The sequence below is a fragment of the Rhodoglobus sp. genome (assembly GCF_053580035.1).
In genome coordinates this window covers 679,851-700,640 of sequence record NZ_JBMDVL010000001.1, presented here as the reverse complement: position 1 = coordinate 700,640, position 20,790 = coordinate 679,851, and the positions used below count along the sequence as shown (strand labels likewise).

Below are 20,790 nucleotides of genomic sequence, written 5' to 3'. Positions count from 1 at the left end.
ATCAGTTCGAAGATACCCTGAGAAGCATGATGATCAGGCGTGCGTTCTATTACTGGCAATTCATCGCTGTGATTGTATTGCCGCTGTGGGTGTTGATCGGCCGCGGAGTCTTCGGGTCGAGCGTTGGTTGGGACTTTGTCCTCTTCCTTCTGCTGTGCCCGATATTGGCTTTCGCGCAGCTTGCTGTCGCCGGTCTAACCACCGCACGCAAGAGCGTTCGATCTCAGCGGACCGTCTCGTGGATTGATGCTGGAGTACTCGCCGCCTGGCATGCCGTGATCATCGCCTACGGATTTGTGGATGCTCCACTGCTGGCAGCGCTCATCGTTATTGTTGCCGTTGCTGGCTTCTGGATCGCTCTCTGGCAGCTGGTCACGGAGACTCGCAATCGCTTTACAACACTTGTTGAGGGCTTTGAGCGCGATGCGCAGCGCCCCGCGAATTCGGGGGAGCGCCTCGATAACGGCAACGTGATCATCCTCGACGCCGATGAGAATCGCACTTCTGACTAAATCTGTGGCAGAATTGCTGATTGTGCTCGCGCACGACTCTGCCATGAGGGCGTCGTAACCGCTTGAAGCACAATCTTTCTTTTCTAACTATGTGTGTTCGACTCATGGCGGGCGCAGAGAGCGATTAATAATGCATATCCTCGACGACGTCGACAAGGCGTCCCTCAAAGACAACATTCCTGATTTCCGTGCCGGCGATAACGTCAAGGTTCACGTAAACATCATCGAAGGTACGCGCTCGCGTATCCAGGTGTTCCAAGGTGTTGTAATCGGTCGTTCAGGCCACGGCGTTCGCGAGACCTTCACGGTTCGCAAGGTCAGCTTCCAGGTCGGCGTAGAGCGTACCTTCCCGGTTCACTCCCCAGTCATCGACCACATTGAAGTTGTTTCGCGTGGACTCGTTCGTCGCGCCAAGCTGTACTACTTGCGCGAGCTTCGCGGCAAGAAGGCAAAGATCAAAGAGAAGCGCGACAACTAACACTCTCGCAATTCACAAACCAATGGCTCCCAGCGGCATATGCTTGCTGGGAGCTTTGGGGTTAAATGACAAACGAAACTGCTGAAAACACGATGCCGAGTGGCCGTGGTGACCGTCGCGATGCTGCCAAAAAGGGCGGCGGGTGGAAACTTTTCCTGCGCGATCTGCTGATCATCTTCGTTGCAGCAATTCTGATCTCTTTCCTCATCAAGACGTATTTGGTGCGTTCCTTCTACATTCCGTCATCGTCGATGGAGAACACGCTCCAGATCGATGACCGAATTTTGGTCAATCAGCTCGAGCCGAGATTTTTCCCCATCTCTCACGGAGATGTCGTGGTGTTCACCGATCCGGGTGGCTGGCTTCCCGCGATCTCGAGCCAACCCGAGAACTGGTTTGTCGGTGCCGTCGATGGCGTTCTCGCGTTTGTCGGACTCAGCGCGCCGGACAGCAGCAATCACCTCATCAAGCGGGTAATCGGTTTGCCCGGCGACACCATCGAATGCTGCAACGAATTCGGGCAACTCATCGTCAACGGCATCCCTCTGGAAGAGCCATACATTGTGCTTCCCGATGCCGTCACCAAGGCAACACCGGATGATTTCTCCGTGACGGTTCCCGAAGACTCCATCTGGGTCATGGGAGACAACCGCTACAACTCTGCAGACTCTGCCGCCCACCGCGACGACCCCACCGGCGGTTTCGTCAAAGTTGGCTCAGTCGTCGGGCGCGCATTTCTCATCAGCTGGCCAACCGAGCGCTGGAGTGTTCTCGACAACTACCCCACCACTTTTCAGCGGGTAACCCCGAGCTCAGAGTAGACAGTGGCTGTAGCAGACCCGCATAGCGAGATTGAGCTCGAACTCTTTGCGACCGGTGCGCGTGCCGTAATCGGCTGCGATGAAGTCGGCAGGGGAGCGATCGCTGGCCCAGTCGGCGTCGGGATGGCCGCAATCATGCCCACGCAGGGCGCATGGCCAGTAGGCCTCCGTGATTCCAAAATGTTGAGCCAAAAACGCCGCGAACTTCTCGAACCACTCACGCTCGAATGGGCACCGCTCTCCGCTGTCGGCTATGCGGAGGCCACCGAAGTTGACTCCATCGGAATCACTGCCGCCCTCGGGCTGGCAGGCAAACGTGCCCTCATCCAACTTCATGAAGCGGGGCTCGACATCATGTCCAGTGTGGTGCTACTCGACGGCAGCACCGACTGGCTCAGTGGCGCCCTGAGCGTTGCGCCGCGAGTGCACACCAGGGTAAAAGCTGACCGGGATTGTGTTTCAGTAGCTGCGGCATCCGTTGTGGCAAAAGTACAACGTGACCGGATCATGATTGCGGCAGACGAGGAGTACCCCGGCTATCACTGGCCCAGCAACAAAGGTTACGGTTCAGCAGCCCACTTTGAGGGGATTCGCAGCCTCGGCGCCACCGAACTTCATCGACACACATGGTTGCGCTAGCGCGGCCTACAATGAAGACAGCATGGATGAAGACGAGTTTGAAGACTACGACCGCGAGGTCGAGCTAGCGCTGTACCGCGAATACCGCGATGTAGTGAGCCAGTTCCGTTTTGTGATCGAAACGGAGCGACGCTTCTACCTCGCCAACGAGGTCGATTTGGTGCGCCGCGACACGGAACACGACTTCTATTTCGAGTTGTCGATGACGGATGTCTGGGTGTGGGATGTTTACCGTTCCGACCGCTTCGTGAAGAGTGTGCGCGTCCTTACCTTCAAAGACGTGAACATTGAGGAACTCAGCGCTAAAGATCTCGAACTTCCCAAGGAACTCGCGCTCGACGAATAGCGGACTGTTTCCTAGAGCTCGGGCAAGGCTGCGGCGAGAACCTCGGCGAGGTGCTTGCCCTCGGTGTTCGCGAGCTGTGATGCCTGAGTGCGGCACGAGAAGCCGTCCGCGATCAGAGTGCTGCCGGTTTCCGCGTTTCTGAGGGCGGGCAGGATGCCATTCTCGGCCACCGCGACAGAAACGTCATAGTGACCTTTCTCCATGCCGAAGTTTCCGGCGAGACCACAGCACCCGCTGATCTCCGTAATTGTTGCCCCGGCGTTCCTGAGAAACGTGCGATCGGCATCGAAGCCCATCACAGCGTGCTGGTGGCAGTGCGGCTGGACGACAAAAGTTTCGCCGCTGAGGCTCGGCATTTGCCAGTTGGCCGGACCGATCGGCGCCGGTGCTATCAGCAGCTCGGCTAGAGTGAAAGTCGAGCGAGCGACCGCTGCTGCTGGTGCGCTGTCGGGCAGCAACTCTGTGAGGTCTGACCGCAGGACCGCAGTGCACGACGGTTCGATACCAATGATCGGGATGCCGCGGTCGACATAGCGCGAAAACTCGTCTACCAGCGCGGTCAGTCGCTTTCGCGCACCATCCAACTGCCCGGTAGTGATCCACGTGAGGCCACAACAGACATCGCGCTGGGGGAGCAGCACTTCGTACCCGGCAGCATCGAGCACGCGGATAGTGGCTCGCGCGATGTCTGGCGAAAAGTTGTCGGTGAAAGAGTCGGCCCAGAGGAGTACTTGAGGGCGCTGGGGCGAGGGAGCGGAGTTGCGTATCGGGTCCTGGCCGGGTGAGTGGCGGCTGGTGGAACGACGGCTGTTGGGGGCTCGTAGGGCGCGAGCCTCGGAGCTTGAGCGGAACGCGCGGGGAGCGAATGCGGGCAGCGGGCGCCGAGCGTCCACTCCGCCAACCCAGCGAGTGAGGTGCGCAACGGCGGGCACCCTGAGCATGGCGTTAACGAGGGGCGCTATCGGAGCCAGGAGCCGTGCCCAGCGAGGTAGTTGCCCGAGGAAGTAGTGGCTGCGGGGGCGCAGCTTTCCGTCGAAACGGCGGTGCAGCACTTCGGCTTTGAGAGTAGCCATGTCGACGCCAGCAGGGCAGTCGCTTGCGCAAGCCTTGCACGAGAGGCACAGGTCGAGGGCATCGTGCACCTCTGGCGAATTGACACCTCCCGCGACGAGTGTGCCGTTGGCCATTTCTTGCAGAACTCGGGCGCGACCACGAGTGGAATCTTTCTCGTCACCGGTCGCCAAATACGACGGGCACATCACACCGTTACTCGCTGAATTGTCGGCGCGACACTTGCCGACCCCAACGCAACGGTGGGCTGCCATCGTGAAGTCGCCGTCATCGTCGCTGAAAGCGAAACCATTCACCGCCACAATCGGCAACGCTGCCGGGCGGCGCAGATCGGCATCGACCGGCACTGGATCAACAACGATGCCCGGATTCATCACATTGTTCGGGTCGAAGAGTCGCTTGAACTGCCCGAACAGATCAATAGCTGCCGACGAATACATGTGGGGTAACAGTTCGCTGCGTGCCCGACCGTCGCCATGCTCGCCAGACAGCGAGCCGCCATGGGATGCCACGAGTTGAGCGGCGTTATCCACGAAGGCTCGCAAAACTGCGCCATCCGTCGCGAGAGGAATATCAAGCCGAACATGAACGCAACCTTCCCCGAAATGGCCGTACGGCATCCCCTCTATTGCGTACTCGGCAAGAAGTGTGTCGAAGTCGCGCAGGTAAGCACCGAGACGCTCTGGTGGCACTGCTGCGTCTTCGAAGCCCGGCCAGGCTTGCTTGCCGGATGACGTGCGCCCTGCCAGGCCGGCACCGTCTTCTCGAATGCGCCACAGCTCTTTCGCGGCTACTGCATCGGTGATGACTCGTGCCTCGATGGCGGCAGAGTCGGCGGCGAGTAGTCGAGCGCGCTGGAGAGTTTCGGCGGGGTCGACTCCGGTTACCTCTACGAGGAGCCATCCCGCGCCCTCGGGGAGGGCGGCGACAGCGCGTGCGCCTCGCTGGCGGCTGACCGCATCCACAATGCGGGCGTCGAGGCCCTCGATCGCGCTCGGGTGGTGGGGGAGCAGGGCAGGCACAGCGTCGGCTGCGGTCGCCATGTCGGGGTAGCCAAGCGCGACGAGAAGCGGATGTTGCGGTGCGGTGACCAGATCGACGGTCGCCTCGAGGACCGTCACGAGGCTGCCTTCGGTGCCAACGAGACTGCGGGCCAGATTATGGCCATTCTCGGGCAGGAGGTGCTCGAGGCTGTAGCCCGAAACCTGACGGCCGAAGCGCCCGAGTTCGGTGCGCAGCGTCGCGAGGTTGCCGCTGACGAGAGGTGCGAGACCGGCAATCGTCGCGAGGTCGTTGGTGGCAGTGAATCGTCGTCCCAAACCGTCGACGACATCGAGACTCTGCACGTTGTCAGCCGTTTTGCCGAACTGCAGGGAGTGGGCGCCGCAGGCGTTGTTGCCGATCATGCCTCCGACGGTGCAGCGGGACCAGGTAGAAGGATCGGGACCGAAGCGCAGTCCGTTCGGCTGCGCGGCGGTTTGGAGAGTTGCCAAGACGGTGCCAGGCTGCACGCGTGCGGTTCGAGCATCCGGATCAATCTCGATCACGCGGTGAAGATGGCGCGAGAAATCGAGAACGATTCCTGTGCCGATGGCGTTGCCAGCGATGGAGGTGCCGCCGCCACGGGACGTGATGGGCGTGCTGCTTTCACGGCTCACTGCCAACGCTGCCAGCACATCGTCGGTGTCGCGCGGGAACACGACCACTTGCGGCACGACCCGATAGTTGGAGGCATCGCTCGAGTACTCAGCGCGGCGACGCGTGCTGTCGTCGACCTCGCCGCCAATAACGGAACGCAGGGCGTGAACGACTTCGCTGCGATCGTGCAGAGAAGTGTCTGGCATCTTCCTATTGTGCCTCTAGAGTCAATTCATGCCCCTGATTGCCACCATCGTGCTTGCAGGCTTCGGGTTTGGACTTTCGCTGATCATCGCGATCGGTGCGCAGAATGCCTTCGTTCTGCGGCAAGGTCTACGCCGCGAACACGTCACCGCTGTGGTGTTGGTGTGCACGCTCTCTGACATCGTCCTGATCGTGGCTGGCGTTGCCGGGCTTGGTGCGCTGATCCAGCAGGCGGGTTGGCTCTTGGTTGTCGCCCGCGTCGGCGGTGCACTCTTCTTGCTGGTCTACGCGTTCTTATCGGTGCGACGGGCGACGCGACCTCAAGCCCTCACGGCAACGGCAGCAGGAACGGGGATGACGCTCGCCGCCGCCCTCTCGACAGCGCTCGCGCTTACCTGGCTCAACCCGCACGTGTACATCGACACCGTTTTGCTCCTGGGTTCCATCGGCGGAACGTATGGTGACGACCGCTGGTGGTTTGCACTCGGAGCGTGCCTAGGCAGTATCGTCTGGTTTGCGGCGATCGGCTACGGCAGCCGGTATCTGCGCCCACTATTCGCTAAGCCGATGGCGTGGCGGGTGCTCGACATTGTGATCGCCGTGATCATGGTCGTACTGGCGGCGAGTCTTGTGGCAGGGCTCTTCGAATAGTTGAGAGCGTTCGACCTTGGCTCAGCGCAGTGTCGATAGCTCAAACATCCATTCATTGACTCGGATCGGGTGGCCCTTCGGATATTCGAAATCGGCTTCCCCCACGAGGTTGAAGCCCGTGCGTTGGCAGAGGGCGTTGGATGCCGTGTTGTCGGTGCGAGGGAACGCGAATACCTGATCTCGGTCGCCATTGTCTGCCGCGTACCGGAGGCATTCGGAGAGCGCACGAGCGGCGATTCCGCGGCCCTGGTGGGCGGTGTGGACGCTCCACCCGGTTTCGTAGACGTCGTTGCCTCGCCAGCTCTTCTTCCAGTAACCCACCGAGCCCACGGGGCTGTTTGCGGAGGCCGATCGGATGCGAAACATGCGCGCTTCGCCCGTCTCCCACAGGTGCAAAAACTTGGCGTGCCTAGTGACAATCTGTTTATCGCTTTCAGGCCCGCCAAGAAACAGTGTCATTTCGGGGGTGTTGCTGCGTTCAAGCACGGGAAGATCGTCAACCTGCCACTGCTCAAGCCATACTCGCCCGTCGTCACTGCGCGTCATACGGGCACGATACCGCGAGTAGTCGGTTCTCAAAAGAGCGGGTTGAGATGGTGTTTCGGTCTACTCCTCCCCACCGCCGCGTTGGATCCTTGTGTGCGCCAACATACGGGCGGTAATGAAGGGTGGTGCTCGCGAACAGCAGTCTTGAGGCATGGCAGCAAAAGACATATTGGGTGCGCGGGGCGAAGACCTCGCCGCCGACCATCTGATCAGCACAGGGTTCGAAATTCTCGACCGCAATTGGCGGTGCTCGCAGGGCGAGCTAGACATTGTGGCGCGAGACTGCGATGAGATTGTCTTTGTCGAGGTGAAGACGCGCTCAAGCGTGCTGTTTGGGCATCCCTTCGAATCGATCACGGCAACGAAGGTTGCTCGATTGCGCCGACTGGCGGCCGCCTGGTGTGAGGCTCACGATGGTTCAATTTCGGCAATCCGTATTGACGCAGTCGCTGTGATCGCGCCGACTCAGGGTTCCGTAGAGATCGAACACTTGAAGCGTGTTTCGTGAGTGCTCTCTGATGGCGATCGGCAGAACCTACGCTGTTTCACTTCTCGGCCTCGAGGGCGCAATCGTCGAGATTGAGGCCGACCTCTCCAACAATCTTCCCGGTTTCGTACTGATTGGCCTGCCTGATACTGCTCTGGGCGAAGCGAAAGACCGCGTGCGCGCCGCAGCGACCAACTCGGGGTGCGGGTTGCCAAACCGCAAAATCACCGTAAACCTGTCGCCTGCTGCTCTCCCCAAACACGGCTCGGGCTTCGATCTCGGGATAGCGCTCGCGGCGCTCGCCGCCTCCGGCGCAATCTCGGCAGAATCTATTGATCGCGTGTTGCACATTGGTGAGCTCGGGCTCGATGGCCGCCTTCGCCCCGTCAACGGTGTGCTGCCCGCCGTGCTCGCAGCATCGCGTGCGGGGTTCAGTACCGTAATGGTGCCAAGTGGCAACGCTGATGAAGCGTCGCTCGTTCCCGACATACGCGTCGTTGCGGTTCCCTCATTGCGGGATGCCGCGATTTGGCACGGGGGAGAGTTTGAGCCCGAGCCAGTCGAGGTCATTACGCGGCCGGTTGCCACGACGGTGCCAACAGACAGTGGCGACCTCAGCGACATGATCGGCGGCAGTGATGCGATTGATGCAATGCTCGTCGCTGCAGCAGGTGGCCACCACGTGTTCCTGCTCGGACCTCCCGGCGCAGGCAAAACCATGCTCGCCGCTCGACTTCCCGGGCTCCTTCCCGACCTTGATCCTCAGGCTGCGCTCGAAGTTTCATCGATCCGCTCACTTGCCGGACTCCCCGTTGGCAGCAGCCTCACAACCCGACCACCGCTCGAAGCGCCACACCACACGGCGACGGCCGCGGCGCTCGTGGGAGGCGGCAGCTCGCAGATTCGTCCGGGTGCTGCCGCCCGTGCCTCCGACGGAGTGCTCTTTCTTGACGAAGCACCGGAGTTCGCGCCAGCAGCCTTGGACGCGCTTCGGCAACCGCTCGAATCGGGCGTCATCAGCATCCATCGGGCCAACGCTGTCGCTCACTTCCCCGGTCGCTTTCAACTCGTGATGGCCGCCAACCCCTGCCCCTGTGGTCAATGGGGCGCCCGAGATAGCGAATGCACATGCCCGCCCAACAGTCGCCGCCGCTACCTGGCGAGACTCTCAGGCCCACTACTCGACCGCATCGACATTCAGTTCCGAGTCGAAAGAATCACGAGCGCCCAATTGCGACTTGCGGGGGAGCGACCGACGCTCTCCACGGCGGATGCTCGCGCCAAGGTCACCGCGGCCCGCGAGCGCACCCGTGCTCGCCTCGGGGCAACGCCGTGGCGGCTCAACTCCCACGTGCCGGGATCGTATCTTCGCGGCCGCGAATTGCGGCTCGCCCCCAAGGTCACGGCAGGCCTTGATCGCGCCCTCGAACGCGGCGGAATCACCATGCGCGGGTACGACCGCGTACTTCGCGTTGCCTGGTCACTCGCTGATCTCGCCGACGACGCACGACCCGACGAAACCCACGTCGGTCAAGCACTGTATTTACGAAAGGCAATGTCACAGTGAGCATGTTTGGACTCAAAGAATCAGAAATCGCCACCCTCGTCAGAGCGGTCAGCGTTGACAGCGGTGAGGGCCTCGATCGGGCCGCGATCGAAAACCGATTCGCGCGAGCGACCTGGAGCGGTCTCGCCGAGCCCGGTGACCGCCTCGCGGGCCGTGCTCTGCAACAACTCGGCCCGGCACGCGCGCTCTCTGCCGTTGTTGAGCACTGGGACGCTGAACGGTTCGCCATCGAGCTGGAGGCAGACGGCGACCCTGTATCTGGAGATGACATGCGTCAGGCGATCGACCGCTGGATGCCGCGGCTCAAGTCAGACACAGCACTCATCGCACTGCGTCAAGCCGCCCGATTTGGCGCTCGACTGCTCACGCCAGACGACACACTGTGGCCCGGCCGCCTCAATGACCTCGACTGGCATGCGCCATCCGCGTTGTGGGTGCGCGGCACCGACACGGCGCTCGCCGGAATTGTCGACGGCATCGCCCTCGTCGGAGCCAGAGCCGCTACCGGTTATGGCGAGCACATCACGATGGAAGCATCCGCCGGGCTCGTCGATCGTGGCTACACGATTGTTTCGGGCGCCGCCTACGGAATTGATGGAATGGCGCACCGTGCAGCGCTTGCCAGCCAAGGCCTCACCGTCGCATTTCTCGCCGGGGGAGTAGACCGCTTCTACCCGAGCGGCCACGACAGCCTCCTTACCCGAATTGTCGAAAACGGTGCCGTGATCTCCGAACTCCCGTGCGGGTCTCCACCAACCAAATGGAGATTCTTGCAGCGCAACAGACTAATCGCTGCGGCGAGTCTTGCGACCATAGTGCTCGAAGCGGGCTGGCGTTCTGGCTCCCTCAACACCGCCGGGCACGCTGCGGCCCTTGGCCGACCGCTCGGTGCGGTACCCGGCCCGGTCACAAGCGCGGCCTCCGCCGGGTGTCACCGCCTCATCCGCGACTACGACGCCGTGTGCGTCACCAACCCCGACCAAATGGCCGAACTCGCCCCGCTCGCTGAAAAAGCGACTAAGACTTCCGGCGCAGACGCAGGCGCAGATTTGAGAGCCCGTTCGTCGAACTCCGACCCTGCGGCGTCGCCGGAAAACTCGGATTCCGAGAGCCAACAGAGCAGCGAAGCGACCCGCCTGTTCGACGCCCTCAGCGCTCGCAGCGCGCGCACCACCGATGACATTGCCGCGCGCAGTGGACTCGCCCTCACGACAGTGCGTGCACAACTCGGACTCCTCGAACTAGACGGACGCGTCACAGAAACGGAGCGCGGCTGGAAGAGCGTGCCGAAAGGTGCAGCTCAGCACGGCTGAAGCTCCGTTTCGCAAATCGCGCAAGGCCTGAACGCGACGATTATGCGCTAAAGCCCGAAGCGCGAGAGGTCGCGTGCCAATGAAGTCGACGACGAAATGCGGTGCGATACACGCATCGCCAGCAAAAACATCGACACATTTTACCCACCGGCAACACCCTGAAATGCTGACAATGTGCTGCGCGCCTCGCAATAAAGCTGCGGCACTAGAAGAAATATGCGGCATTCCTGCCCAAACGGGCGTACTGTTTAGTAAAACTAATGCTTCGAGCGGGTCCATCGAGATTGTTACTAATTCTTATGTCTGTCAAAGTAGACAGGCTTAGCCCACGGACGTGCAGAAGAAAGGCGACAAAGTGAACGATCAGTTCTTCCAAATTATCGCAATGGTCATTTATCTGGCCGCAATGCTCGGCATCGGTTGGTGGGCCTACAAGCGCACAACCAACCTTGATGACTACATGCTCGCAGGCCGCAAGCTCAGCCCCGGAGTAGCAGCGCTCAGCGCAGGAGCATCCGACATGTCGGGTTGGCTCCTCCTCGGCCTCCCCGGAGCGTTCTACCTTGGCGGCCTCTTCCAAGGCTGGATCGCCATTGGCCTCACCATTGGTGCATGGCTCAACTGGAAGTTTGTCGCACCGCGACTGCGTGCATACACCGAGGTCTCCAAGAACTCGATCACACTGCCGAGCTTCTTCGAGAACCGTCTCCGCGACAAGTCGCGCGTACTGCGCATTACTGCCGGAATCATCATCCTCGTCTTCTTCACCTTCTACGTATCCTCCGGAATGGTGGCCGGTGGCGTCTTCTTCCAGAGCGCATTCGGCTCCGAATACTGGATCGGAATGCTCGTTGTCGGTGGAGTAACCGTTCTCTACACCCTCTTCGGTGGATTCATCGGCGCAACCTACACCGACGTCGTGCAGGGCATCATGATCTTCCTCGCCCTCATCGCAGTGCCCATCGTCGGTATCTCGCAGACCGGTGGCGTTGCCAACACGATCGAATCGATCCGCGCAGCGAACACCGAAATCGACATGTTCAGCCTCTTCACCGGCGGAACAGTGCTCGCCGCAATCTCCGCAGCAGCGTGGGGCCTTGGCTACTTCGGCCAGCCGCACATCCTCGTGCGCTTCATGGCCCTTCGCTCACCAGGGGATGCCGTAGCCGGTCGCCGCATCGGAATCAGCTGGATGATCATCTCCGTACTCGGAGCCATGGCATCCGCCCTCATCGGTGTTGCGTACTTCCAGCAGCACCCCGAGCTTTCGCTCGAGAACCCTGAGCGCGTGTTCCTCGAACTCGCACAGATCTTCTTCCACCCGCTGATCGCTGGCCTCGTGCTCGCAGCAGTACTCGCCGCCGTCATGAGCACGATTTCCTCGCAGCTCATCGTTTCGTCGTCGGCACTCGTCGAAGACCTCTTCAAGATCGTTGCGAAGAAGGAAGCAACTCCTAAGGCTCAGGTAATCCTCGGTCGTATGGGTGTTCTTATCGTTTCCGTCATCGCGATCATCCTCGCGTGGGACCCCAACTCGTCGATCCTCAGCCTCGTCGCATACGCCTGGGCCGGCTTCGGTGCCGCATTCGGACCGATCGTGATCCTGTCGCTGTTCTGGCGCAAGCTGACCAGCATGGGTGCGATCGCCGGAATGATCGCCGGTGCTGTCACCGTCGTTATCTGGGGCAACGTGCCCGCACTCACCGGTGCGATGTACGAAATCGTTCCCGGATTCGCGATCAACGTTGTCGTTGCCATTGTGGTGAGCCTGCTCACCTTCAAGAACAGCGACGGAATCACCGAAGAGTTCGATACCGCAGTCGAAAGCGTGCGCACCGGAACAGTTCAGCTTCCGGTAGTCACCAAGAACGACTAACTTCGCCGAATTCGTTCCTGTCGATTTAGACAGGGAAGGTAAGGATGCCCACCCCACACCTCTGGGGTGGGCATCCTTCGTTAACGACACTGCGCAACCGTCAACGACACTGTGCAACGAGGTAGCCTTCGGGGCAAGTTCCGCGCCATCCTGTCGAATGACACTCGACACACCTAGGCTGTTTATGTGATCCAACTCGGCCAGTACCCCGCCCCCAGCCATGTCATCGCCCACGTCAGCGATACTCACCTTCTTGCGGGCGGCAGGCCGCTCTACGGCGCCGTCAATACGATCGATCACCTTGAGCAAGCCCTCGCCCAGCTCGAACGATCAACCGCCAACCCGCAAGCGATCGTCTTCACCGGTGACCTCGCCGATCTCGGAGAACCCGACGCGTATGTTCGCTTGCGTGCAATCGTTGAGCCGGCAGCCACACGCATGAACGCCGAAATCATTTGGGTGATGGGCAACCACGACGAACGAGACCAGTACTCCAAACTGCTTTTTGATGACGAATCGGATGCCCCACAAGACCGTGTCTACATGGTCGACGGGCTGCGAATCATTTCCTTCGATACCACGGTGCCCGGATATCACCACGGTGATATCAGTGATGAACAGTTGGAATGGCTGCGCAACGAACTAGCGACCCCGGCACCGCACGGCACACTTCTCGCGGTGCACCATCCACCCATCCCGACCCCCATGCTTGAAGCGATGGGAATGCTCGAACTCCAGCGCCAAGAACGCCTCGCTGAAGTGCTTCAGGGCAGTGATGTGCGGGCGATCCTTGCCGGGCACTTGCACTACTCAACTCACTCAACGTTCGCTGGAATTCCCGTTTCTGTTGCGTCAGCAACCTGTTACACCCTCGACCTCAGTGCCGAGGATCGTCTGTTGTCTGGCGTTGACTATGGTCAAGCCGTCAATGTGGTTCACGTGTATGAGAAGCAGACCGTGCACTCGATCATCCCGGTCGGGGATACCGCAGAAATCACCGGTCATTCGGCCGAGGCTTGGGCCCAGATCGAGGCGATGACACCAGAGCAGCGGAGGGAAACCTTCTCGGCCAAGAACTCAACATTCAATTCGGCTGAAGTAGCCGCGTCAGATTAGCGCTCGACAGGGGGTTGCATTAGGCATGCAGCCGAGCGTGAAAGCATTGAGGTATGGCTCAGGGCGAAAACATCACACCACCACACACCCGAATTGAACTCGAAGAGAAGCTGATTTCAGCCGAATTCATCACCGACACCATTCGGGTGCTCACCGGGCACGAGTCGATTCGCAGCTTCGATCCCAGTCCCATCGCAACTGAAGTGTTGGATGCGATACTGCTCTCCGCGCGCAGCGCCCCCACATCCTCTAACCTGCAGGCCTACAGCGTCGTCGTGGTCGAAGATGAGCAACGTCGAGCTCGCTTGGCTCATTTGGTGGGGGACCAAAGTTACGTGGCAACAGCACCGGTGATGCTCATTTTTTGTGCTGACGTTTCTCGGCTGCACTACCTTGCCGAACGACAGGGCCACACTTTCGCCGCCAACAACCTGGAGATGTTCCTCACGGCATCGATCGATGCCAGCCTTGCCTTGCAAAACGCTCTCGTTGCAGCAGAATCACTCGGGCTTGGGGCTGTGCCCATCGGCTCCGTGCGCAACGAACCCAGCTTGATCGCCGCCGAGCTCGCGCTACCGAGAGGCGTCTTCGCCGTTGCGGGACTCACGATCGGCTACCCGAATCCCGGAGTGCGCCGAGGTGCCAAACCGCGGCTTCCCAGCGAAACCGTTGTGCACCGCGAACAGTACTCGACTGAAGACCTCGAGCAGCAGGTCAGTGACTACGACGCTGTCATGATCGCGAACGGACTCTATGCCGGTCGCCAGGTGGCCAGCGATCCCCAGATTCCGGATGCCGAATACGGTTGGGCCGAACATACGGCACGCCGCACGAGCAAACCAGAAACTCTCGCTGGACCATCAGCGGCACTTCGAGACCACCTCAAAGACGAAGTTGAGGCGCGCGGGTTCTCAATTCGTTAGCTGGTCGCCTTGTGTGATGCGCGGCTCGCTCGAGCTACAAATACCAAGATGAGCGGCTGGGCGACCTTCATCGCAGCCCAAGTCAGCTTGTAACGCACGCTCGGGATGGAGACGGCGCGACCGCGGGCGGCACTGCGAAGGGCAGAGCGAGCCACGAATTCAGCGTCGAGCCACATCCATTTCGGCGCCATGGATGAGCGTTCAATGCCGAGCCGTGAGTGGAACTCCGTGCGCACGAATCCTGGTGCAAGTGCCGTGAAGGTGACCCCACGACCGCGGTAGTGCGCGTTCGCCCAGCGACTGAAACTCAGTGGCCACGCTTTCGCAGCGGCATAAAGCCCCAGTGGCGCTTCACCGGCAAGGCTCGCCACGGTCAGAATGGTGCCAGAACGACGGGCGAGCATCCCGCCAAGAACCGCATGGCTGAGGCGCAGCGGGACCGTTGCCAGCAATTCAAGCATCCGCTCTTCGTCATCGATGGAATTCTGATCAAATTCTTGGGGAAGCCCGTACCCGGCATTGTTCACGAGGTACATAATGGGATTCTTGGCCGATTTCAGTCGGCTTTCGACTGTGTCGCGCTCGGCCGCGATCGTGAGATCTGCAGAGATCACTTCGACGGCAATGTTGGCTTTCTCGCGAAGTTCGATCGCCATGCGGTCGAGGCGGGCAGTGTCGCGGGCAACGAGCACAAGGTCATAACCGGAACGAGCTAGCTGGTGCGAGAGCTCGGCTCCAATGCCTGAAGTCGCTCCGGTGACGAGTGCCGTGCCCAGTGTGGAGTGTGAAGATCGTGTGGCCATCCCGAAACGCTATCGCGGCGAACCCGAATGCCGCGTGCATGTTGCACGATAGAGGCGTGAACCTTCACCGCCTCGTGGATACGTTTGCCGCCTATCTTGCGGCCGATCGGGGATTCAGTGTGCACACGGTGAGGTCATACCGCTCTGATCTCACCAATCTGGTCGAATTCGCTACTGAGCGCGCGGCCAACGAACCAGATGATCTTGACCTTGAACTGTTACGCGACTGGTTGTGGCATGCATCTCAGGCGGGGCTCGCTAAGTCGACTCTTGCTCGTCGGGCTGCTGCCGCGCGAGGGTTCAGCGCTTGGTTAAAAAGAACTCATCAGGCGTCGACGGATGCCGCGGCACGGCTCAAAGCGCCGAAAGCTGAGCGCCACCTTCCTCGGGTGCTTAATCGCGACCAAATGTCTGACATGCTGCAGAGCGTTTCGGAGCGCGCATCTTCGGCAGATCCGGTCGCGTTGCGGGATCAGGCGATTGTCGAGCTTTTGTACGCCTCGGCTTTGCGGGTGAGCGAACTTACAGGCCTCTGTCTGAACGATGTCGATGATTCGCGGTTGACGGTGCGGGTCCTCGGCAAGGGGTCGAAAGAGCGCGTTGTTCCCTTTGGAATTCCGGCGCAGCGCGCTATTTCTGCGTACTTAAAGATTGGGCGTCCGCAACTTACTGAGGAGGCCGGGGGAGCGGCCGCGCTCTTTGTCGGTGCGCGAGGAAAGCGACTGACAACTCGAACCGTGTACGACGTGATTGCGCACTTGCTGGCTGACGTTCCGGGTTCTGGTGGTTCTGGTCCCCACACCCTGCGCCACACTGCGGCAACTCATCTGCTGGATGGTGGTGCCGATTTGCGTGCTGTGCAGGAGATGCTTGGCCATGCGAGTCTCGGCACCACACAGTTATATACGCATGTGTCTACGGAACGATTGCGCGAGAGCTATCGCACCGCGCATCCTCGGGCGTAGCGCAGCCGATCCTGCGTTCTTCGTCTTTCACTCGTGAGGCTGTTGCTCGTTGCCGTTGTTATTGAGTGAGGGGCGGCAAGACCGAAATGCCGTCGGCGTGAGTTTCTGGTTTCCACGAACTTTGTCGCGGGCCGGGGACCTCAGCCAGTGGTCGCGGAACGGCGGGTTTCGGGGCCGGGACGTCGCCGGGCTCTGGCAGTCGCGCGCGATAGATCGTGACCACACTGTCGAGGTAGCGCTCGATGACCTGCTTTTCGGCGTCATCAAAATCGTCGAGTACGCGATCGATGCCCATGATCATTGGCATCAGGGTCGCCATTGCTGTTTCAACTGAGCGAGGGTTCGGCACAACGACAACGCTGCGGCGGTCAGTCGGATGTTGCTGTCTGGTGACATGCCCGACGCCGATGAGGCGGTCAATCACTCCGGTGACTGCTGCGGTTGAAATGTTGAGTCGACGCGACAGTTCGGTTGGGGGAAGCGGGCCGTGCATGATCAGGTGTTCCATCGCTTCGAGATCGGTGGAGTTGACGGAAAGCGTGCGCCCGACATGCTGCTCGAACTCATCGCTGGAATCGAGAATGTCGCGCAGCAGCTGAGTGGGCCGCCGCGCTGCTGGGCGCTCCGTTGCTGCTTGAGGAGGTTGCATGTCCACTACTTTACCGGTAGGTTCCTAAGTTGTCTAATAACTAAGCAACCGAAACATATTTTCAGGAGGAGCGCGATGTATCGCCTCAGGACCTTCATCACCTCACGACGCACCTCCTGGATCGTTTTGGTCGGAGCACTCGTCGCCGCCGGCGCCATTTTCGCCGCCGGAACCGGCAACGAAGAAGGCACACTTCCGGGAGTTGGGCTTCCAGAATCGGCCGAATCCGCACAGGCCGCCGCGGCCGCTGAAGCGCTGCCAGGCGCAGACTCTACCGTCGCGCTGTTGGTCTTCAGCCGCGACGGAGAGACCCTCACCGACGCTGACACGCAGGCCGTCGCATCCGCCGCCGGATCGCTCAGCGACTACTCGGCTGAGGACTTCGTTCCGCCGCCCACATTTTCTGATGATGGAACCACCGCGCTGGTAACAGTCCCCTTGGACAAGCTCTCTGAAGCGGGGGAGCAGGCTGAACGCGCTGACGAGATTCGCGCAACAGCGAACGCTGACCTGCCCAGCGGCCTCACTGCGCTCCTCAGCGGCCCAGAAGGTTTCGCGGTTGACATCGCGGCCGTCTTTGAAGGCGCCGACTTTACGCTGCTGCTCACAACAGTCATCGTGGTTGCTGTTCTTCTCTTGATCACGTACCGAAGCCCGTGGTTGTGGCTTGTTCCACTCGTCGTCGTCGGAACCGCTGACGGTCTCGCCGGAATAGTAGCCGCCAGAGTCGCGGCACTCGCGGGCATCCAACTGGATGCGTCAGTCACCGGCATTCTCTCGGTACTCGTCTTCGGTGCCGGCACCAACTATGCATTGCTGCTAATCGCTCGTTACCGCGACGAATTGCGGCTCGTTGAGGATCGCCGTGAAGCAATGTCCCGTGCGCTGCGCGGCGCTGGCCCCGCCATCATCGCCAGCGGAAGCACGGTCGTTCTCGCCCTCCTCACGCTTGTCTTCGCGGAGCTACAGGGCAACCGTGCGCTCGGAATTGCGTGTGCGACGGGCGTTGTGATCGCGATGATCTTCGCTCTCGTAGTGCTTCCGGCCGCACTGGTCCTCTTCGGTCGTGGCTTGTTCTGGCCGTACATCCCCAAATTCGGATCCGAGGGCAGCGCTGAACGCGGTGTCTGGCACAAGCTCGGTGTTCTGGTCTCCAAGAAGCCCGTTGCCGTCGCGATTCTTGGTGCGATTGTTCTTGGTGCACTCTCGCTTGGTGTTCCCCAGATCAAGATTGGGCTCTCGCAGACCGAGAGTTTCACCCAGGTTCCTGAAGCAGTTCAGGGGCAAAATATCATCGCGGATGCTTTCCCGGCAGGAAGCGGTTCGCCAGCATCCGTCATTGTGAACTCTGATTATGCTGAGGAAGTTGCTCAGGCAGCCGAGGGCGTCAACGGCGTCGATTCGGTGCGCATCGGCGAAAGCACCGACACCATTACCCAGCTCACTGTGGTGTTGGATGACGCCGCCGAGACGGAAGAATCCTTCGCCGCTATTGAGGCCCTTCGCTCGGAGCTGTCGACTATCGAGGGCGCCAACGCGCTCGTTGGCGGTCTGGATGCTCAAGCTCTTGATGTCGAACGCGCTCAACAGTCAGATCAGGATCTAGTAATCCCGCTTATCTTGGGCCTCGTGTTCATTGTGCTTGTGCTCCTGCTGCGGTCGCTGCTCGCGCCTATCCTGTTGTTGCTGACGGTTGTGGCGTCGTTCTTTGCCAGCTTGGGAGCCAGTTGGTTGCTTTTTGAGTCGGTATTCGGCTTCCCCGCGATCGACACGAACGTGGTCTTGTTCGCGTTCCTCTTCCTCGTGGCACTCGGTGTTGACTACAACATCTTCCTGGTGACTCGAGCTCGGGAAGAAGCGGTCGAGCACGGTACGCGAGCGGGAATGATCCGCGCACTGTCGTCTACAGGCGGCGTCATCACAAGCGCCGGTATTTTGCTTGCCGCCGTGTTTGCGGTACTGGGCGTTCTGCCACTCATCACCCTCACCCAAATCGGAATTATTGTCTGCATCGGTGTGCTGCTTGACACGCTTCTCGTTCGCACGGTTATTGTGCCGTCGCTCGCGTTTATTGCTGGCGAGAAGTTCTGGTGGCCGGGTCGCGTGATCTCGATCGGCGCCGAGGTACGCACACCGCAGCATTCCGCATCTCCACGTGCTGCTGCACAGCACGCGGCTTCGAGTGCCGCAGAGGCGCCCCGCGCGGAAACCCTGCCGGAGGACGAACTGCCATCGGACGAACCGCACGCTGCCGAGCACAGCGTTAGCCGTTAGCCTTTAGCCGTTAGCGCGGTGCTGGGCGATCAGGGACCGCGCGTCGGCAACAAGATGGCTCGAGGTGTGCCGCTCAGATAGTTGAGCGGCGAGACATATTCGCCATCCAGTCGGACTCCGAAGTGCAGGCAGGGCCTAAGGCAGTGGCCCTCCTGCACTTCGCCAATTATTTCACCCTGAGAAACAAGATCTCCGCGGGTCAGAGCTGTGGTTACCGGTTCATAGCTGGTGATCAACCCTCCCGGATGCCGAATCGACAGCACGGGACGATCGACCACGATGCCAGCGAAGTGCACGATCCCCGCTGTGGGCGCTCGAAGTTCGACGTCAAAGCTCGCACCAATATCGATGCCACGGTGGCCGGCAGAGTAGGGAGTTTCGGGCGAAATGTATGGCCGAACGATGGGATGAGGTTCGGAAATCGGCCAACTCCACGGTGTCGAGGCTGATCCATTCGCAATGTCATCTAGTGGGACGGCGTCAGGCTCACCTCCCCAGGCGACCCCTGCAGAAGTGGTGCTCCCCGAAAGCACGAGTGTCGCAAGAAGCAGAACGGTGGAGGCTCGAAGCATCCCCTCACTCTCGAAGAAAACGCGGTCGGGTGGCCCCAAAAACGCAGAGCCGGGGAAAGTCGCTACCGGTGATGAAGTTGTGGGGGAGCGATGGTATGATTTTTGCAGCACCGCGTGTATTCGCGGTGACTACGCGTGCCCCGCTGCGGTAAAACTACTGCAGCACACGGCCGCTATCTCCACTCAGTCCCCACTCGCACACCGTTGCGGCTGGGGCGGAGGTATGCCCGGGCACCAGGATTCGCGCCAACCGGCCGCGAGTATTAACTGAGAAGGCCGCTATTGCCACGCGCACTAGTGAGCCAGAAAAGGAGAACGGCCATGGCCGTCGTAACCATCCGCCAGCTGCTCGACAGCGGCGTACACTTCGGACACCAGACTCGTCGTTGGAACCCGAAAATGAAGCGCTTTATTCTGACCGAGCGCTCGGGCAGCCACATCATCGACTTGCAGCAGTCGCTCGCTCACATCGACGCTGTCTACGACTACGTCAAGGAGACGGTCGCCCACGGCGGAACCATCCTCTTCGTCGGTACCAAGAAGCAGGCACAGGGAACCATCGCTGAGCAGGCACTGCGCGTAGGCCAGCCCTACGTCAACCAGCGCTGGCTCGGTGGACTCCTCACCAACTTCCAGACGGTTTCCAAGCGTCTTGCACGCATGAAGGAACTCGAAGAGGTTGACTTCGATGACACCACTCGTGGTTTCACCAAGAAGGAACTGCTCATTCAGAAGCGCGAGCTTGTGAAACTGCAGAAGAGCCTCGGCGGTATCCGTAACCTCACAAAGACCCCGTCGGCCATCTGGATCGTCGACACCAAGAAGGAGCACCTCGCCATTGACGAGGCTCACAAGCTTGGTATCCCCGTTATCGCGATCCTGGACACCAACTGCGACCCCGACGACGTTGCGTACCCGATCCCCGGTAACGACGACGCTATCCGCTCGGTAGGTCTCCTCACACGTATCGTTGCTGACGCTGCCGCTGAGGGTCTCATCCAGCGTCACCAGAAGCCAGAAGAGGGCAAAGAAGTAGAGCCCATGGCTGCATGGGAAGCTGAGCTTCTCGGCCAGGCGGACGCCGATGCTGCTGCAAAGTCAGAAGAGCCTGCCAAGGCTGAGAAGGCTGAAGCACCCGCGAAGGCTGAAAAGGCTGAAGAGCCTGCCAAGGCTGAGAAGGCTGAAGAGCCCGCCAAGGCCGAAAAGGCTGAGAAGGCTGAAGCACCTGCCAAGGCAGACAAAGACGAGGCAAAGGCAGCAAAGCCTGCTGCCAAGCCCGCAGCAAAGAAGCCCGCCGCGAAGGCCGCTGACGCAGCCGACGACAAGAAGTAAGGATTCG

At 60.4% G+C, this 20,790-nt stretch carries 20 protein-coding genes; 15 read left to right on the top strand and 5 right to left on the bottom strand.

What is annotated here, in order from left to right:
• The first annotated feature begins 26 nt into the window (after positions 1 to 26).
• The 5 genes from ACOH1Z_RS03420 to ACOH1Z_RS03400 all read left to right on the top strand — a co-directional run bounded on the left by ACOH1Z_RS03420 (position 27) and on the right by ACOH1Z_RS03400 (position 2,796).
• Positions 27 to 512: an MFS transporter gene (locus ACOH1Z_RS03420; RefSeq protein WP_449647079.1), complete on the top strand. Its 486-nt coding sequence runs from the start codon at positions 27 to 29 to the stop codon at positions 510 to 512.
• Positions 513 to 642: 130 nt separating this feature from the next.
• Positions 643 to 990 carry a 50S ribosomal protein L19 gene (gene rplS, locus ACOH1Z_RS03415; protein WP_449625862.1) on the top strand — a complete coding sequence of 116 codons (348 nt, stop codon included), beginning with the start codon at positions 643 to 645 and terminating at the stop codon, positions 988 to 990.
• A gap of 65 nt (positions 991 to 1,055) precedes the next feature.
• On the top strand, positions 1,056 to 1,811 hold the full coding sequence (gene lepB / locus ACOH1Z_RS03410) for a signal peptidase I (protein WP_449647078.1): 756 nt from the start codon (positions 1,056 to 1,058) through the stop codon (positions 1,809 to 1,811).
• 3 nt (positions 1,812 to 1,814) lie between these two features.
• Complete coding sequence (gene rnhB / locus ACOH1Z_RS03405) at positions 1,815 to 2,450, top strand: ribonuclease HII (RefSeq protein ID WP_449647077.1); 636 nt, start codon at positions 1,815 to 1,817, stop codon at positions 2,448 to 2,450.
• A 22-nt stretch (positions 2,451 to 2,472) separates the two neighbouring features.
• Complete coding sequence (locus ACOH1Z_RS03400) at positions 2,473 to 2,796, top strand: DUF2469 domain-containing protein (protein WP_009772690.1); 324 nt, start codon at positions 2,473 to 2,475, stop codon at positions 2,794 to 2,796.
• 11 nt (positions 2,797 to 2,807) lie between these two features.
• Here the strand turns inward: ACOH1Z_RS03400 and ACOH1Z_RS03395 are convergent, their stop codons facing one another.
• The gene (locus ACOH1Z_RS03395; protein WP_449647076.1) at positions 2,808 to 5,711 is read right to left on the bottom strand and encodes an FAD-binding and (Fe-S)-binding domain-containing protein; all 2,904 of its coding nucleotides are present in this window, start codon (positions 5,709 to 5,711) and stop codon (positions 2,808 to 2,810) included.
• A gap of 28 nt (positions 5,712 to 5,739) precedes the next feature.
• On the opposite strand from ACOH1Z_RS03395, the gene ACOH1Z_RS03390 reads away from it, so the two are divergent.
• Positions 5,740 to 6,360, top strand: a complete 621-nt coding sequence (locus ACOH1Z_RS03390) for a LysE/ArgO family amino acid transporter (RefSeq protein WP_449647075.1) — start codon at positions 5,740 to 5,742, stop codon at positions 6,358 to 6,360.
• A gap of 21 nt (positions 6,361 to 6,381) precedes the next feature.
• On the opposite strand, the gene ACOH1Z_RS03385 is transcribed toward ACOH1Z_RS03390, so the two are convergent.
• Positions 6,382 to 6,906 (bottom strand): GNAT family N-acetyltransferase, encoded by a 525-nt coding sequence (locus ACOH1Z_RS03385; RefSeq protein ID WP_449647074.1) that lies wholly within the window; start codon positions 6,904 to 6,906, stop codon positions 6,382 to 6,384.
• Positions 6,907 to 7,057: 151 nt separating this feature from the next.
• Here ACOH1Z_RS03385 and ACOH1Z_RS03380 point away from each other — a divergent pair, with 151 nt between their 5' ends.
• The 6 genes from ACOH1Z_RS03380 to ACOH1Z_RS03355 all read left to right on the top strand — a co-directional run bounded on the left by ACOH1Z_RS03380 (position 7,058) and on the right by ACOH1Z_RS03355 (position 14,188).
• Entirely contained in the window at positions 7,058 to 7,414 is a 357-nt protein-coding gene (locus tag ACOH1Z_RS03380; RefSeq protein WP_449647073.1) for a YraN family protein, read from the top strand.
• Between the two features lie 10 nt (positions 7,415 to 7,424).
• Complete coding sequence (locus tag ACOH1Z_RS03375) at positions 7,425 to 8,960, top strand: YifB family Mg chelatase-like AAA ATPase (RefSeq protein ID WP_449647072.1); 1,536 nt, start codon at positions 7,425 to 7,427, stop codon at positions 8,958 to 8,960.
• Positions 8,957 to 10,273 (top strand): DNA-processing protein DprA, encoded by a 1,317-nt coding sequence (gene dprA / locus ACOH1Z_RS03370; protein WP_449647071.1) that lies wholly within the window; start codon positions 8,957 to 8,959, stop codon positions 10,271 to 10,273. The genes ACOH1Z_RS03375 and dprA overlap by 4 nt, the downstream gene beginning before the upstream one ends.
• 355 nt (positions 10,274 to 10,628) lie before the next feature.
• Positions 10,629 to 12,149 (top strand): sodium/proline symporter PutP, encoded by a 1,521-nt coding sequence (gene putP / locus ACOH1Z_RS03365; protein WP_449647070.1) that lies wholly within the window; start codon positions 10,629 to 10,631, stop codon positions 12,147 to 12,149.
• 186 nt (positions 12,150 to 12,335) lie between these two features.
• Entirely contained in the window at positions 12,336 to 13,265 is a 930-nt protein-coding gene (locus ACOH1Z_RS03360; RefSeq protein WP_449647069.1) for a phosphodiesterase, read from the top strand.
• A gap of 53 nt (positions 13,266 to 13,318) precedes the next feature.
• Positions 13,319 to 14,188 (top strand): NADPH-dependent oxidoreductase, encoded by an 870-nt coding sequence (locus ACOH1Z_RS03355; protein WP_449647068.1) that lies wholly within the window; start codon positions 13,319 to 13,321, stop codon positions 14,186 to 14,188.
• Here the strand turns inward: ACOH1Z_RS03355 and ACOH1Z_RS03350 are convergent.
• Complete coding sequence (locus tag ACOH1Z_RS03350) at positions 14,185 to 14,991, bottom strand: SDR family NAD(P)-dependent oxidoreductase (RefSeq protein WP_449647067.1); 807 nt, start codon at positions 14,989 to 14,991, stop codon at positions 14,185 to 14,187. The genes ACOH1Z_RS03355 and ACOH1Z_RS03350 overlap by 4 nt on opposite strands.
• 56 nt (positions 14,992 to 15,047) lie before the next feature.
• On the opposite strand from ACOH1Z_RS03350, the gene ACOH1Z_RS03345 reads away from it, so the two are divergent.
• On the top strand, positions 15,048 to 15,956 hold the full coding sequence (locus tag ACOH1Z_RS03345; RefSeq protein WP_449647066.1) for a tyrosine recombinase XerC: 909 nt from the start codon (positions 15,048 to 15,050) through the stop codon (positions 15,954 to 15,956).
• Positions 15,957 to 16,014: 58 nt separating this feature from the next.
• On the opposite strand, the gene ACOH1Z_RS03340 is transcribed toward ACOH1Z_RS03345, so the two are convergent.
• Entirely contained in the window at positions 16,015 to 16,605 is a 591-nt protein-coding gene (locus ACOH1Z_RS03340) for a MarR family winged helix-turn-helix transcriptional regulator (RefSeq protein WP_449647065.1), read from the bottom strand.
• 75 nt (positions 16,606 to 16,680) lie between these two features.
• Here ACOH1Z_RS03340 and ACOH1Z_RS03335 point away from each other — a divergent pair, with 75 nt between their 5' ends.
• Positions 16,681 to 18,879, top strand: coding sequence for an MMPL family transporter (locus ACOH1Z_RS03335; RefSeq protein WP_449647064.1), 2,199 nt, complete (start codon positions 16,681 to 16,683; stop codon positions 18,877 to 18,879).
• A 29-nt stretch (positions 18,880 to 18,908) separates the two neighbouring features.
• On the opposite strand, the gene ACOH1Z_RS03330 is transcribed toward ACOH1Z_RS03335, so the two are convergent.
• Complete coding sequence (locus ACOH1Z_RS03330; RefSeq protein WP_449647063.1) at positions 18,909 to 19,451, bottom strand: M23 family metallopeptidase; 543 nt, start codon at positions 19,449 to 19,451, stop codon at positions 18,909 to 18,911.
• Positions 19,452 to 19,772: 321 nt separating this feature from the next.
• On the opposite strand from ACOH1Z_RS03330, the gene rpsB reads away from it, so the two are divergent.
• Positions 19,773 to 20,783: a 30S ribosomal protein S2 gene (gene rpsB, locus ACOH1Z_RS03325; RefSeq protein WP_449647062.1), complete on the top strand. Its 1,011-nt coding sequence runs from the start codon at positions 19,773 to 19,775 to the stop codon at positions 20,781 to 20,783.
• Positions 20,784 to 20,790 lie beyond the last annotated feature (7 nt).